The organism is Pseudomonas sp. GW823-FHT06E10 (assembly GCF_058794995.1).
Window position 1 is genome coordinate 173,668 of record NZ_JBXAHJ010000002.1, and the last position, 14,313, is coordinate 187,980.

At 61.7% G+C, this 14,313-nt stretch carries 12 protein-coding genes; 7 read left to right on the top strand and 5 right to left on the bottom strand.

The window, feature by feature from the left end; genetic code table 11:
• Nucleotides 1-30: 30 nt before the first annotated feature.
• The 5 genes from AC1Q6Y_RS03865 to edd all read right to left on the bottom strand — a co-directional run bounded on the left by AC1Q6Y_RS03865 (nucleotide 31) and on the right by edd (nucleotide 6,717).
• Nucleotides 31-1,290, bottom strand: a complete 1,260-nt coding sequence (locus AC1Q6Y_RS03865; protein WP_492624058.1) for a D-mannose isomerase — start codon at nucleotides 1,288-1,290, stop codon at nucleotides 31-33.
• A gap of 267 nt (nucleotides 1,291-1,557) precedes the next feature.
• Complete coding sequence (locus tag AC1Q6Y_RS03870; protein WP_492624133.1) at nucleotides 1,558-2,985, bottom strand: ATP-binding protein; 1,428 nt, start codon at nucleotides 2,983-2,985, stop codon at nucleotides 1,558-1,560.
• 31 nt (nucleotides 2,986-3,016) lie between these two features.
• Nucleotides 3,017-3,748 carry a response regulator gene (locus AC1Q6Y_RS03875; RefSeq protein WP_008050538.1) on the bottom strand — a complete coding sequence of 244 codons (732 nt, stop codon included), beginning with the start codon at nucleotides 3,746-3,748 and terminating at the stop codon, nucleotides 3,017-3,019.
• 186 nt (nucleotides 3,749-3,934) lie between these two features.
• On the bottom strand, nucleotides 3,935-4,894 hold the full coding sequence (locus AC1Q6Y_RS03880; protein ID WP_492624059.1) for a glucokinase: 960 nt from the start codon (nucleotides 4,892-4,894) through the stop codon (nucleotides 3,935-3,937).
• Nucleotides 4,891-6,717 carry a phosphogluconate dehydratase gene (gene edd, locus AC1Q6Y_RS03885; protein ID WP_057713545.1) on the bottom strand — a complete coding sequence of 609 codons (1,827 nt, stop codon included), beginning with the start codon at nucleotides 6,715-6,717 and terminating at the stop codon, nucleotides 4,891-4,893. Before edd ends, AC1Q6Y_RS03880 begins: the two co-directional genes overlap by 4 nt.
• A gap of 220 nt (nucleotides 6,718-6,937) precedes the next feature.
• Between edd and gap the strand changes: the two genes are divergently transcribed.
• The 7 genes from gap to AC1Q6Y_RS03920 all read left to right on the top strand — a co-directional run bounded on the left by gap (nucleotide 6,938) and on the right by AC1Q6Y_RS03920 (nucleotide 14,195).
• Entirely contained in the window at nucleotides 6,938-7,939 is a 1,002-nt protein-coding gene (gene gap, locus AC1Q6Y_RS03890) for a type I glyceraldehyde-3-phosphate dehydrogenase (RefSeq protein WP_007974423.1), read from the top strand.
• A gap of 148 nt (nucleotides 7,940-8,087) precedes the next feature.
• On the top strand, nucleotides 8,088-8,552 hold the full coding sequence (locus AC1Q6Y_RS03895) for a methylglyoxal synthase (RefSeq protein ID WP_057713543.1): 465 nt from the start codon (nucleotides 8,088-8,090) through the stop codon (nucleotides 8,550-8,552).
• Between the two features lie 77 nt (nucleotides 8,553-8,629).
• Nucleotides 8,630-9,148 (top strand): RNA polymerase sigma factor, encoded by a 519-nt coding sequence (locus AC1Q6Y_RS03900; protein WP_492624060.1) that lies wholly within the window; start codon nucleotides 8,630-8,632, stop codon nucleotides 9,146-9,148.
• 119 nt (nucleotides 9,149-9,267) lie between these two features.
• Nucleotides 9,268-10,233 (top strand): FecR family protein, encoded by a 966-nt coding sequence (locus tag AC1Q6Y_RS03905; RefSeq protein ID WP_492587549.1) that lies wholly within the window; start codon nucleotides 9,268-9,270, stop codon nucleotides 10,231-10,233.
• Nucleotides 10,234-10,355: 122 nt separating this feature from the next.
• Nucleotides 10,356-12,923 (top strand): TonB-dependent receptor, encoded by a 2,568-nt coding sequence (locus tag AC1Q6Y_RS03910; protein ID WP_492624061.1) that lies wholly within the window; start codon nucleotides 10,356-10,358, stop codon nucleotides 12,921-12,923.
• Nucleotides 12,924-13,036: 113 nt separating this feature from the next.
• Nucleotides 13,037-13,645, top strand: coding sequence for a biliverdin-producing heme oxygenase (locus AC1Q6Y_RS03915; protein ID WP_492624062.1), 609 nt, complete (start codon nucleotides 13,037-13,039; stop codon nucleotides 13,643-13,645).
• 160 nt (nucleotides 13,646-13,805) lie between these two features.
• Complete coding sequence (locus tag AC1Q6Y_RS03920) at nucleotides 13,806-14,195, top strand: YbaN family protein (protein ID WP_090457420.1); 390 nt, start codon at nucleotides 13,806-13,808, stop codon at nucleotides 14,193-14,195.
• Nucleotides 14,196-14,313: the final 118 nt, after the last annotated feature.

Sequence of the window (14,313 nt, forward strand, 5' to 3'; positions counted from 1 at the left end):
ACGAAGGGATGCGCGAATGTCACCGCATGGTTACATAGAACCGCTCTGGGACGGCTGCGCCAGCGCCGTGGCCATGCTCGGCGCCAGCGCCAGGCGCGGAATCAGCACGGCTTGCCAGGTGTGGTAAAGATCAGGCTTGCCGGGCCAGATATCGGCACTCGGACGGTTCAGCGGGTCGAGTTCGTGATGCCAGCTGCCGTCTTCGCGGTCGATGAAATGACTGTCACAGAATTCCCAGAACAGTCGGTACCAGTGTTCGTATTGTTCATCGCCAGTGCGCTTGAGCAAGGCACTGGCGGCGGCACTGGCTTCACAATGGGTCCAGTGCAGGCGATGGCGGACCACCGCTTTGTTGTCCCAGTCCAGGGTGTAGACAATGCCCGGCGCGCCATCGACATCCCAGCCATGGAGGCAATTGTGCTCGAACAGTTTTTGCGCATCGGTGACCAGCCAGCCCGGCGTGAGCATCCCGGCTCTCACCCGCGAAGCTTCGAGGTGCAGCAACAGCCGCGCCCACTCGAAACCATGGCCCGGGGTGGTGCCGTAGGGGCGGAAGCCGTCGGCCGGATTGTCGCGGTTGTAGTCCCGCAGTGGCTGCCAGGCGCGGTCGAAATGCTCGATCACCAGGTAATCGTTGGCGGCGGCGTGGCCATGAATTACGCGCTCGACAATCCGATGGGCACGGCTGAGCCAACGGTTGTCATCGGTGACATCGGCCAGGGCGAGGAAGGCCTCGGTGGCGTGCATGTTGCTGTTGGCGCCCCGGTACGCCTCCTCTTCGCTCCAGTCGCGATTGAAAGACTCGCGCATCGCGCCTTCTTCTTCGCTCCAGAAATAAGTGTCGATGATATCGATGGCATCATCGAGCAACGCTTGCGCACCGGGGCGCTGCGCGACTACCGCTGAACTGGCGGCCAGCGCGACGAAGGCATGCAGATAGGCGTTCTTGCCGGTATTGCCGTCGCGATGTTCGGCAGTCGCGAACCAGCCGCCGTGCAGCGCATCCCGCAGTGGCCCGCGAAGTGCCGCGACACCGTGATCCACCAGCTCGGCAAAGCCCGGCAGCCCTTGGACATGGGCCATGGCGAAGCTGTGGGTCATGCGCGCGGTGTTCATGGTCTGGGCTTGCGCATCAGGCGGGAGGCGGCCTTTTTCATCGAGGTTGCCGAAGCCTTCAGGCAGTTTCGAAGCCTTGGCGAAGGTCAGCAGGCGCAAGCCTTCGGTGGCGAGCCATTGCTGATGGGCAGGTGCGTTCAGCCAACTGCTGAAGACCGGTTGGAAGGTGTCCATGGCGTACCTTTTTTGTTGTTATGACTGTGGGGCAGCATAAACAACGGACGAAGGTCGGCTTGTAACGAAGGGGGTGGGTTATGTCACCAGCTTGTGACAATGGACACAGACATTGAGTGAAATACTTGTGGCGAGGGGGCTTGCCCCCTTCCGGCTGCGCAGCAGTCGTAAAATCAGCGACCTGATTTTTACAGGCAGTCTGTGGGTGATGGTTTTGGGACCGCTTCGCGGTCCAACGGGGGCAAGCCCCCTCGCCACAGGGCGGTGTCAATCCACTGAGCGGGGCAACTGCAACGTTACCCGCAACCCGCCTTCACGCAAATTCTGCAAGCTGACCTCACCACCATGGCTATGGGCAATGTTGCGGGCAATCCCCAGCCCCAAGCCGTAACCCTGCTGCTGCCCGGCCAGGCGGAAGTGCGGTTCGAACACCTGCTCCAGGCGCTGCTCCGGCACGCCCGGCCCTTCGTCATCGACATGCAGGATGAACGCGCTTTCGTCGTCATCGATGTGCAGGTGCGCGTTCTGCCCGTACTTCAGCGCATTATCGATCAGGTTGCCGATGCAGCGCTTGAGCGCCAGCGGTTTGCCCGGGTATGCCGCCAGTGCCCGCCCCTGCTGGGTCACGCGGCCGTTGCCGTTCGGCGCGAGATAGGGTTCCACCAGACAGTCGAGCACATGGTTGAGATCCACCGGCTCGATGTTCTCGTGGATGTCGGTGTCTTTCACGCATTGCAGCGCCCCCTTGACCAGCAACTCCAGCTCGTCCAGATCGCGCCCGAACTTGGCTTGCAGTGTTTCGTCTTCGAGCAATTCAACCCGCAGGCGCAAGCGGGTGATCGGCGTGCGCAGGTCGTGGGAAATGGCGCTGAACAACTGGCTGCGTTCGGTCAGGTAACGGCTGATGCGCTCGCGCATGGTGTTGAAGGCGCGCCCGACCTCGACCACTTCGCTGCCACCGCCCTCGGCCACCGGTTCCACGTCGGCACCCAACGACAGGTCCCGCGCCGCCCGCGCCAGGCGCTTGAGCGGACGACTCTGCCAGTGCACAAGCAGGCCGATGAACAACAGCAAAAAGCTGCTGGTCAGGACGATGAACCACACCTGCTGCGCCGGCAGGCCCTGCTCTTCAAGACTGGTGTAGGGCTCGGGCAACAGCGAGGCGATGTACAGCCATTCCCCCGGTGCCATCTGGATCTGCGTGACCAGCACTGGCGGGTTCACCGGCTCCAGGGTCAGCGCGTAGTGCGCCCAGGAGCGTGGCAACTCATCGAGCTTCAGGCCACCATTGAAGATGCGCAGGTCTTCCGGGCTGACGAAAGTCACCGAGATGTCCGTGTCGTGACCGAGGGACTGGCGCAGCACTTCGTCGACCGCCTTGAGCACCGCCTCTTTACGCGGGGTGATGGGCAGCACTTCCATGCCCAGGGGTTTGTCATTGAGCGTCACCACGAACCGGGTGCCGCCCATGCTGCGCAATTGATCGAGCACCAGGGGCCGAAACGCCACCGGCAACGAACGGAAATAACTGACGCTGGCGGTCATTGAATGGGCCAGGCTGCGGGCACTGGTGACCAGGCCCTCGAGCTGCGTGGCGCGCAGTTGCGACACCCAGATCACACTCGACAATGCCTGGGCGAACAACACCGCCAGCAGGGTCAGCAGCAACATCCGCCCGAGCAGCGAACGCGGCATCGGCACCTTGGCGGCGAGCTTGCGCAAAGCCTCAGTGACCATTGCTGGCAACCACGTTGGCCGCCAGTTGGTAGCCGCTGCCACGCACGGTGCGGATCAGCCGTGGCGGTTTTTCCGTGTCGCGCAGACGCTGGCGCAACCGGCTGACCGCCATGTCGACGATGCGATCCAGGGGCATCAGTTCGCGGCCGCGGGTGGCGTTGCCGATGGTGTCGCGGTCGAGGATTTCCTGTGGATGATCGAGGAACAGTTTCAGCAGCGCGAAATCGGCACCCGAGAGAATCACCTCTTCGCCGTCGATGTGAAACAGCCGATGGCTGACCATGTCCAGCCGCCAGTCATCGAAGGCCAGCACCTCACCGCCACTGCGCTCCTGACCGAACTGCGCGCGGCGCAGCAACGCCTTGATCCGTGCCTGCAACTCCCGTGGGCTGAAGGGCTTGCCCAGGTAATCGTCGGCGCCCAGTTCCAGGCCGATGACGCGATCGGCTTCGTCGGAACTGGCGGTGAGCATGATGATCGGCACCTGCGCCTGGCGCGGATGCTGGCGAATCCAGCGGCACAGGCTGAAGCCGTCTTCGTCGGGCAACATCACATCAAGGATCACCAGATCACTCGGCGCCTCGTTCAGCGCCTGGCGAAAGCCGGCACCGTCGGGCGTGGTACGTACCTGGAAACCGGCGCGGGTCAGGTAGGTATCCAGCAACTCGCGTATCTCTTGATCGTCATCGACCAACAAAATCGACTTGTTGACTGAGCTCACGGGCGGCGTCCTTGTTGTTTGAATTGGGGCGGATTATGCCTTAAGCACCGATTTTACAAACACCACAAAACCACTGTAGGAGCGAGCCTGCTCGCGATGGACTTGAAGGCACCGCGTACATTCAGAAAGCACGCGTTATCGTTGACGTCCATCGCGAGCAGGCTCGCTCCTACAGGTAATCGGGTTTCAAGCGGGGATTGATTGTTCCAACGCCACACCCGCGCCCATCAACCCGGAATACGGCGCCGTCACCAGCCACACCGGAATCCCCTTGAAGTAGTCGCTCATGCAACCCTTGTCGGCGAAGCAGCGGGCGAAACCGCTTTCGAGGAAGAAATCGGCAAAGCGCGGAATCACCCCGCCCACGATGTACACGCCACCGCGTCCACCGGTGGTCAGCACGTTATTGCCGGCCACGCGACCGAGCCAGCAGCAGAACTGTTCAAGCACTTCCACGGCAATCGGGTCGCCCGCCAGCCCTGCAGCGGTGATGGCTTCCGGTGTGTCGAGCACAGGCGTGTGCCCGTCCACCGCACAGATCGCCCGATAGACACGGGGCAAGCCGCCACCGCTCAAGGCTGTTTCCGCACTGACATGGCCAATTTCGTTGAAGATGTGCTGCCAGAGCTGTGTTTCACGCGGGCTGCTCAATGGCAGATCGACGTGACCGCCCTCCCCCGGCAACGCGGCAAAACGGCCCGCGCCCAAATCGAGCAAGGTGCCGACGCCCAGGCCGGTGCCCGGGCCAATCACCACCGCCGGGCGCAACGGCTCCGGCGTGCCTTCGCAGACCACGCGGAATTCGCCGGGCTGCAAACGGGTCATGCCCAGGGCCATGGCCGAGAAGTCGTTGACCAACAACAGCTGATCCACCTGCAAGGTCTGGCAAAAGCCCTTGCGGCTCAGGCGCCAGTGATTGTTGGTGAACTTGAATTCGTCACCACTCACCGGGCCCGCCACCGACAGGCACACCGAACCGATCGAACCCGGCGCCAGCCCCAGACCATTAAGGTACAGGCTGATCGCATCGATAGGGCTGGGGAAATCTGCCGTTGCCAGCACCTGGACCGATTCCAGCTGCTGGTTTTTCCACAACGCGAAACGTGCGTTGGTCCCACCGATGTCACCGACCAAAGCCAGTTTCAATTAAGCGTCTCCAGGGCAGAAGTAAAGGCGCTGGCGCCCTGCTCCGCCGAGCTGAAGGCCATGCGCATGAAACCGAACAGCTCGCGACCGGTGCCGATGTTGTTGCCCAACAGGCCCTTGGCCGGCGTGCGCGCTGCGAATTCTTCGGCGTCCACCTTAAGCTCCAGGGTGCCTTTGACGCCATCGACGCGGATGATATCGCCCTCTTGTACCCGCGCCAAAGCGCCGCCGACATAAGCTTCGGGGCTGACATGAATGGCCGCCGGGATTTTCCCCGACGCGCCGGACATGCGCCCGTCGGTCACCAGCGCGACTTTGAAGCCGCGATCCTGCAACACGCCGAGGAACGGCGTCATCTTGTGCAGCTCTGGCATGCCGTTGGAGCGCGGGCCCTGGAAGCGCATCACCGCGACAAAATCCTTCTCCAGCAAACCGGCCTTGAACGCATCGGCCAGGTCCTGTTGATCCTGGAATACCATGGCCGGCGCTTCGACGATCTGGTTTTCCACGGCTACGGCGGAGACTTTCATCACGCCACGACCGAGGTTGCCTTCCATCACCCGCAGGCCACCTTCGGCCGAGAACGCGCGGGCGACCGGACGCAGGATGCTTTCGTCGAGGCTGTCGGTCACGCCTTCACGCCAGACCAGTTGGCCATTGTCGAGGAACGGCTCCTGGGTGTAGCGGCTCAGGCCGTGGCCCATCACGGTGTTGACGTTTTCGTGGAGCAGCCCGGCTTCCAGCAGTTCACGGATCAGGAACGACATGCCGCCCGCAGCCTGGAAGTGGTTGATGTCGGCTTTGCCGTTCGGGTAGACGTGGCTCAGGGTCGGCACGACTTCGGAGAGGTCGGCCATGTCCTGCCAGGTCAATTGAATGCCCGCCGCCATGGCGATGGCCGGCATGTGCAGGGTGTGGTTGGTCGAACCGCCCGTGGCATGCAACGCGACAATCGAGTTGACCAGCGAACGCTCGTCGACGATTTCGCCGATCGGCATGAAGTCGCCGTTCTGCTTGGTCAGGCGCGTGACCTGGTGCGCGGCTTCGCGGGTCAAGGCATCGCGCAACGGCGTGTTCGGGTTGACGAAGGACGCGCCCGGCAGATGCAGGCCCATGACTTCCATCAGCAACTGGTTGGTGTTGGCGGTGCCGTAGAAGGTGCAGGTGCCAGGGCTGTGGTAGGACTTCATTTCCGATTCCAGCAGCTCTTCGCGAGTCGCCTTGCCTTCGGCGTACTTCTGGCGCACATCGGCTTTCTGCTTGTTGGAAATGCCCGACACCATCGGCCCACCCGGCACGAAGATCATCGGCAGATGGCCGAAGCGCAGCGCACCCATCATCAGGCCCGGCACGATCTTGTCGCAGATGCCGAGCAGCAGCGCGCCGTCGAACATGTTGTGGGACAGCGCCACGGCAGTGGACAACGCGATCACTTCGCGGCTCGGCAGGCTCAGCTCCATGCCCGGCTCGCCCTGGGTCACGCCATCGCACATGGCCGGCGTGCCACCGGCGAACTGACCGACGGAGCCGATTTCGCGCAGGGCTTTCTTGATCAGTTCGGGGAAGACTTCGTACGGCTGGTGTGCCGAGAGCATGTCGTTATATGACGAAACTATCGCGATGTTCGCGGAGTTCATCATCCGCAGGCTGTGCTTGTCGTCGCTGCCGCAACCGGCCACGCCATGGGCGAAGTTGGCGCATTGCAGCTTGCCGCGCATCGGACCGTCGCTGGCCGCACCGCGGATCAATGCAAGGTAGGCCTCACGCGTGGCGCGGCTGCGGGCGATAAGCCGTTCAGTGACCTCAAGGACGCGGGGATGCATGTGTAGAACTCCAGGCTAACGGATGTGGCGACCTGATTGTCTATGCTGATCAAAGGCCGGTGTCGATGGGATGACAGACGGTTTATTTGACCATTCGGACCAGTTGATTCAGGTCACTCGTTGTAGATCGAACAAAATATTGCCATCAAAAAGGCTTGTTTTCTATTTTTTTACGAATAATCTTGTAATTCCAACAACAAAACGACGGTAGCGCCGCACTATGACTCTTCGAATCGCAATCAATGGTTTTGGCCGCATCGGCCGTAATGTCCTGCGCGCACTCTATACCCAGGGCTATCGTCAGGATCTGCAGATTGTCGCCATCAACGATTTGGGTGATAGCGCGATCAATGCTCATCTACTCAAGTACGACACCGTTCACGGCACATTCGATGCCGATGTCCAGCACGACCAAGAGAGCCTGACGGTCAACGGCGACCGCATTTCGGTCAGTGCCATCCGCAACCCGGCCGACCTGCCCTGGGCCGCGGAAAAGATTGATGTGGTGTTCGAATGCACCGGTCTGTTCACCGACCGGGCCAAGGCCGCTGCGCATATTACGGCGGGCGCGCGCAAAGTGATTATCTCCGCCCCGGCCAAAGGCGCCGACGCCACCGTCGTCTACGGGGTGAACCACGACATTCTGCGCCAATCGCACCAGATCATTTCCAACGCGTCGTGCACCACCAACTGCCTGGCCCCGGTGGCCCAGGTGCTGCACCGCGAGCTGGGCATCGAAAGCGGTCTGATGACCACCATTCACGCCTATACCAACGACCAGCACCTGACCGACGTCTATCACGTCGATCCGTACCGCGCCCGCTCGGCCACCCAGAACATGATCCCGAGCAAGACCGGTGCTGCTGAAGCGGTGGGCCTGGTGCTGCCGGAACTGGCGGGCAAATTGACCGGCATGTCGGTGCGCGTACCGGTCATCAATGTATCGCTGGTGGACCTGACGGTGCAGCTCAAGCGCGAAGCGTCGGCCGATGAGGTCAATGCGCTGATGAAAGAAGCCAGCCAGCACTCGAAGATCCTTGGGTACAACACCCTGCCGCTGGTCTCCAGCGACTTCAACCACAACCCGCTGTCGTCGATCTTCGACGCCAACCACACCAAATCCAGCGGCAAGCTGCTCAAGGTACTGGCGTGGTATGACAACGAGTGGGGCTTCTCCAACCGCATGCTCGATAACTGCCTGGCGCTGTGCAACGCAGAATAAGCAGCACGCCCCCGGTCTTGTAGGAGCGAGCTTGCTCGCGATGGTCGTGAACGATGACAAGGGTAGCCTGAATGAACGCGGGGCCCTTGCATCCATCGCGAGCAAGCTCGCTCCTACAAGGTACGTGTCATTTCTGGAGCCAGCATCGATGATCGGCATCAGCTTTACGCAAAAGACCATGGCGGCGCGCAAGCGTATCGCCCTGGTTGCCCATGACCACTGCAAGGTGTTCTTGCTGGACTGGGCCGAACGGCAAAAAGACAGACTGGCCCAGCATGATCTGGTCGCCACTGGCACCACGGGGTTGTTGTTGCAACAACGCCTCGATCTGCCGGTGCAAAGCATGATCAGCGGGCCACTGGGCGGCGACCAGCAGCTCGGTGCGCAAATCGCCGAGCAGCGGGTCGACATGCTGGTGTTCTTCTGGGACCCGTTCGAGCCACAGCCCCACGACCCGGATATCAAGGCGTTGCTGCGGGTCGCGGCAGTGTGGAACATCCCGGTGGCGTGCAACGAATGCAGCGCCGACTACCTGCTCAGCAGCCCGCTGATGGATCAGGCGCACCTCCATCGGATTCCCGATTACGCCACCTATTTGCAAGGTCGCGCGTAAAGCGTCACAAATCAGTGCTTGACCACTCGAGTAGATGATAAGCATTATCATCTACTCGAAATGGATCAGGTTCTCCCGTGAGTCAGTCGCGCTTCAACCACGTTTTCCTCACCCAGCGCACCTCCCTGCTGCGCACGCTGGAGCGGATGGTCAACAATCACAGCACCGCTGAAGACCTCTTGCAGGAAACTTACCTGCGGGTGACCCGGGCATTGAGCGAACGGGCCATCGATCATCTTGAGCCCTTTGTCTTCCAGACGGCGCGCAACCTGGCGCTGGACCATTTGCGCGCGCGGCGCATCCATTCGCGCACGATGGTCGACGACGTGCCGCAGGAGGTGATGCACAGCATCGCCGCCGCCACCAGCAGCGCCGAAGACGCCGCCCACGCCGAACAATTGCTGGAGCGCCTGAACGTGAGCCTCAGTGAACTCAGCGCCCGCCAACAGCGGATTTTCATCCTCAGCCGCCTGCACGGGCACAGTTACCAGGAAATCGCCGACGAGCTGAACGTGTCCCTCAGCACCGTGCAGAAAGAACTCAAACTGATCATGTCGATCTGCATCGGGGTTGCCGATCGCTTGAACGCCAACTGAGCGCCAAGGCCCTGCGCTTACCTGGACCGACTGCGCTGATCATCGGGCTTTGCTACCCTTGGCCCACTTTTACGCTTCACTAAAAAACAGCCGTGCACAGACACTGCCGAGGAAACACCGTGACGGACAACCACCGCTCCCCCGAGCCTTCATCGGCGCAGGACCCCGCAAGCGCGATGGACCAGGCCCTGGACTGGCTGATTGTGCTCGGCAGTCCCGACGAGGAGCAGAGCCGCCAATTCCATGCATGGCTCGACGCCGATCCGTTGAATGCCCAGGCGTTCGCCAAGGCCCAGGCGATCTGGGACGGCCCGCAAGTGGCGCAATGCGCGCAAAGCCTGGCCGCCCGTCCGGCGAAAGTCACTGTCCTCGCCCGTCTGCGCCCGCACTGGAAACCACTGGCCACCGCCGCCGTGCTGCTGCTCGGGCTGTTCAGTTTCAGCAGTTTGCCGATGCGCCTGCAGGCCGATCACCTGACTGTGGTCGGCGAACGCCAGCGCCTGCAACTGGAGGACGGTTCCAGGGTTCTGCTCAATACCAATTCGGCGTTCTCAAGCACCATCAACGACCAGCAACGTGTTGCCCGCCTGTATCAGGGCGAAGCGTTTTTCGAAGTGCAGGCCAATCGCGGCCAACCACTGGAAATCGACGCCGGCCCGGTCACGGCCAGCGTTCGCGATACCGCATTTGCCGTGCGTTACCTCGACGGCGTGGCGCAGGTACGGGTACAGCGCGGCGACGTCGACTTGCGCGCCACTCGGGATGACGCGCGGGTACGCTTGTCCGCCGGGGAAAGCATTCGCATCGGCCCCAACGGCTTCGACCGCCCGGCCAAGCTGGATGCCGCCACCGACCTGGCGTGGGTCCAGGGACGGCTGGTGTTCGAGAACTGTCCGTTGAACCAGGTGCTGGCAGAACTTCGCCGCTACTACCCGGGCTGGATCATCAACAACAACGAACAGTTGGCCGATGTCACCGTGACCGGCAACTACCGTCTCGATCAGCCGCTGGATGTGGTTCGCTCCCTGGCCCACATCACCTCGGCCCGGCTCCAGGAATTCCCGGCGCTGGTCATCCTGAACTGAATGAGAATTATTTTTACTCGATAGCCAAACCCCGTACGTCTCGTTATAGCCAATGCAATTGATTCGCATCTCACCATGCCAATCAGCACCTATAAAGATTCGTGCGACACGGAGCGCTATCGATGTCCCCTCGCCTTACCCGCCAAGCCCCTACACCTTCCCGCGTGCTGTCGCTGCTGACCGCCGCCATCCTGATGGCCGGTACCGCACCGCTCATGGCCGCCACCGCCACCGAGCAGTCGACCCGCAAAATGGGCGACTACTCGTTCGCCATTCCCCAGCAATCACTGGTGTCGGCACTCAATGCCTTTACCACCGTAACGGGCTGGCAGATCGGTGTGTCGTCGGAGCTGGCACAAGGTGTGGCCTCGCCGGGAGTACGCGGATCCCTGTCACCGGAGAAAGCCCTGGATCGCCTGTTGGTGGGGACCAACCTGGGCTATCGCAAACTGGGCAACAACAGCATCGTTCTGGAAAAGCGCAGCGGTAGCAGTGCCCTCAATCTCGATCAGGTGACCATCAGCGCCACCCGTAACGAACAGTCTCTGAATAGCGTGCCGAGCACGGTCTCTGTCTACACCCGCGAAGATCTGGACCGCAACAACGTCAATACCATCAAGGAGCTGGTGCGCTACGAACCCGGTGTTTCGGTAGGCGGCGCAGGCCAGCGGGCCGGTATCACCGGCTACAACATTCGCGGCATCGATGGCGACCGCGTGCTGACCCAGGTCGATGGCGTGCAGGTACCCGACGGCTTCTTCAACGGCCCCTATGCCCAGACCAACCGCAACTATGTCGACCCGGAAATCGTCAAGCGTGTGGAAATTCTCCGGGGCCCGGCCTCTGTCTTGTACGGCAGCAATGCCATTGGCGGCGCCGTCAGCTACTACACGCTTGACCCGGACGACATCATCAAACCGGGCAAGGATGTCGGCGCGCGCCTGAAAACCGGCTACAGCTCCGCCGACGATAGCTGGCTGACGTCCGGCACCGTCGCTGGCCGTACAGGCGAGTTCGATAGCCTGTTGCATCTCAGTCAACGCAACGGTCATGAAACAGAGTCCTATGGCGAAACCGGCGGCACTGGCCTGAACCGTACTGAAGCCAACCCCCAGGACGCTCGCACCACCAGCGTGCTGGCAAAACTGGGCTGGAATTACGCCGACGACGCGCGCCTAGGCCTGACCTATGAGCATTACAAGGACGACCGCGACACCAATCAATTGAGCGCAGTGGGCGGCCCGTTCAATGCCGGACGCGGTTTCGGCTACTACAAGTCCCGTACCGGTAACGACACGATCACCCGCGAACGCTTTGGCCTGGAACACAGCTTCGGTCTGGACAGCGCCCTGGCCGACAACATCAAGTGGACGCTGAACTACCAGATCGCCAAGACCGACCAGAGCACCGAGGAAATCTACGCGCCGCCGTCACGAACCGTGCTGCGTAACCGCGATACCACCTACAAGGACCGCCAATGGGTATTCGATGCCCAGGCTGACAAGTCGTTTGCCATCGCCGACACCGACCACCTCGTCACCTATGGCACCACCATCAAGCAGGACAAAATCACCGGCCTGCGTACCGGCACCGGCACCTGCCTGACCGTGGCCGGATCCTGCCGGGTCATTGGCGCCCCTAGTGCCACCGACACGCTGACACCCGCCAGTGACTTCCCGGACCCGACCGTCAACAGCTACAGCATGTTCACCCAGGATCTGATCAGCTGGGGCAACTGGACCTTTGCGCCAGGTGCTCGCTACGACTACACCGAGCTCAAGCCGCACATCACCGAAGAGTTCCTGGCCACCGCCGACCAGAGCGGTAACGGTACGGTGAGCGACGAGACCAAAACCTGGCATCGCCTGTCGCCGAAGTTCGGCACCACCTACAGCTTCAACGACCATTACACCTGGTACGGCCAATACGCCGAAGGCTTCCGCACCCCGACCGCCAAGGCGTTGTACGGTCGTTTCGAAAACATCGCCGGCGGCTATCGGGTAGCGCCTAATCCTGACCTCGAACCGGAAAAAAGCAAAAGCTACGAGACGGGTTTGCGCGGCAACTTCGAGCAGGGCTCGTTTGACGTGGCGGTGTTCTACAACAAATACCGCGACTTCATTAACGAGAACGCCATCACGCCGGGCTACACCGAGACCACGTTCCAGAGCAACAACATCAAGCACGCCACCATCAAGGGTGCCGAGGTCAAGGGACGCCTGAACCTGGACGCCTTCGGCGCGCCGCAAGGCCTCTACACCCAGGGCTCGGTGGCCTATGCCTACGGTCGCAACGACGACAACGGCGAGCCGCTCAACAGCGTCAACCCGCTGACCGGCGTATTCGGCCTCGGCTACGACCAGGACACCTACGGCGGCTTGCTCAGCTGGACGCTGGTGAAAAAGAAAGACCGCGTCGACAGCACCAGTTTCAAAACCCCGGACGGCACCAGCACCCAGTTCAAGACGCCCGGCTTCGGCATTCTGGACCTGAGCGCGTTCTACAAGGTGACCGACGACGTGACCGTCAGCGGCGGCGTCTACAACCTCACCGACAAGAAGTACTGGCTGTGGGATGACGTGCGCGGCTACGACAGCGTCGGCGAAGCCTCGGTGACCCAACCGGCCAACCTCGACCGCCTGACCCAGCCGGGTCGCAACTTTGCGGTCAACCTGATCTGGGATATCTGATCCGCTCAGCTCGCCTGGCGGTTTCATCATGCCGCCCGGTGAGGATTTTTTACTGTCAGGCGCCTTCCTGTTCGTCTCGTTACCAAGCGCCTCTCTTTCTCCAAGGAATTGCCATGACTACCCAGGCCACCGAACAACGCCCCAACCTGCGTTCGCAACGTTTGAACCAGATCACCCACGAGCCGCACAGCAAGCTCGATGCCCTGGTCAAGGCTCATGCCCCGTTTGAAACCCCGGCCAATTTCGCCCGTTTCGTGGTGGCGCAGTACCTGTTCCAGTCGGAGCTGGTGTCGCTGTACAACGATACCGAACTGACCGCCATCGTCCCGGACCTGCCGGCCCGCTGTCGTGCCGAAGCAGCCAGGGCCGACCTCGCGGACCTGGACACCGACGTGCCGGCACCTGTCGCCGGTGCACTGAAGAACCCGACCAAGGCCGAGGCCCTGGGCTGGATCTTCGTCTCCGAAGGCTCGAAGCTCGGCGCGGCGTTCCTCATCAAGCGCGCCGTGGGCCTTGGCCTGAGCGAAACCTTCGGCGCCCGCCACCTCGGCGAACCGGCCGGCGGCCGCGCTGAAGGCTGGAAGAGCTTCGTCAAAACCCTGGACGGCCTGGCATTCAGCGCCCAGGAAGAAGCCGAAGTGGAAAAAGGCGCTATCGACGCGTTCAACCGTTTTACCGTGTTGCTGGAGCGGGCTTACGCCAGCGCTCCGGAAGTCGCCTGACATACCACATTCCCCTGTGGGAGCGAGCTTGCTCGCGATGACGGTATTCCAGACAGCATTATTGTCGACTGATACCCCCCTATCGCGAGCAAGCCCGCTCCCACAAGGAACGAAGCAAATCCGTAAGATTTCGATCAGCCTCACATATTGCCTTGAGCCCATGCCAGCCTCCTCCAGACTCTCCCGCCTCCTCTTCGGCCTGCTGGCCTATGTCAGCCTGGGCATCGGCCTGATCGCCATCGTCATACCCGGCCTGCCAACCACCGAGTTCATCCTGCTGGCCGCCTGGGCCGCGACCCGCAGTTCGCCGCGCCTGAGTGCCTGGCTGGAAAACCACCGGCTGTTCGGCCCCATCCTCCATAACTGGCGCAACGGCAAGATCATCGCGCGTCGGGCAAAAGTCAGCGCCACGGTCAGCATGCTGTTATGTGCCGGTCTCATGCTGGTGATGCTCGATCACGGCTGGCCGATTTACCTGGCAATTGCCGGCATGGGGCTGGGCAATCTGTGGATCTGGTCACGGCCGGAATCACTGCCGCAAGTCACCTGAAACCTCTTCAAACCGCCCTGTGACAGCCGACAACGGCATACTTGAAAGTACCTACTTCCTGTTCGGACTTCTCCTACGTGTTTATCAGGTCATCCATGACCGGGTTTGGCCGTTAAGC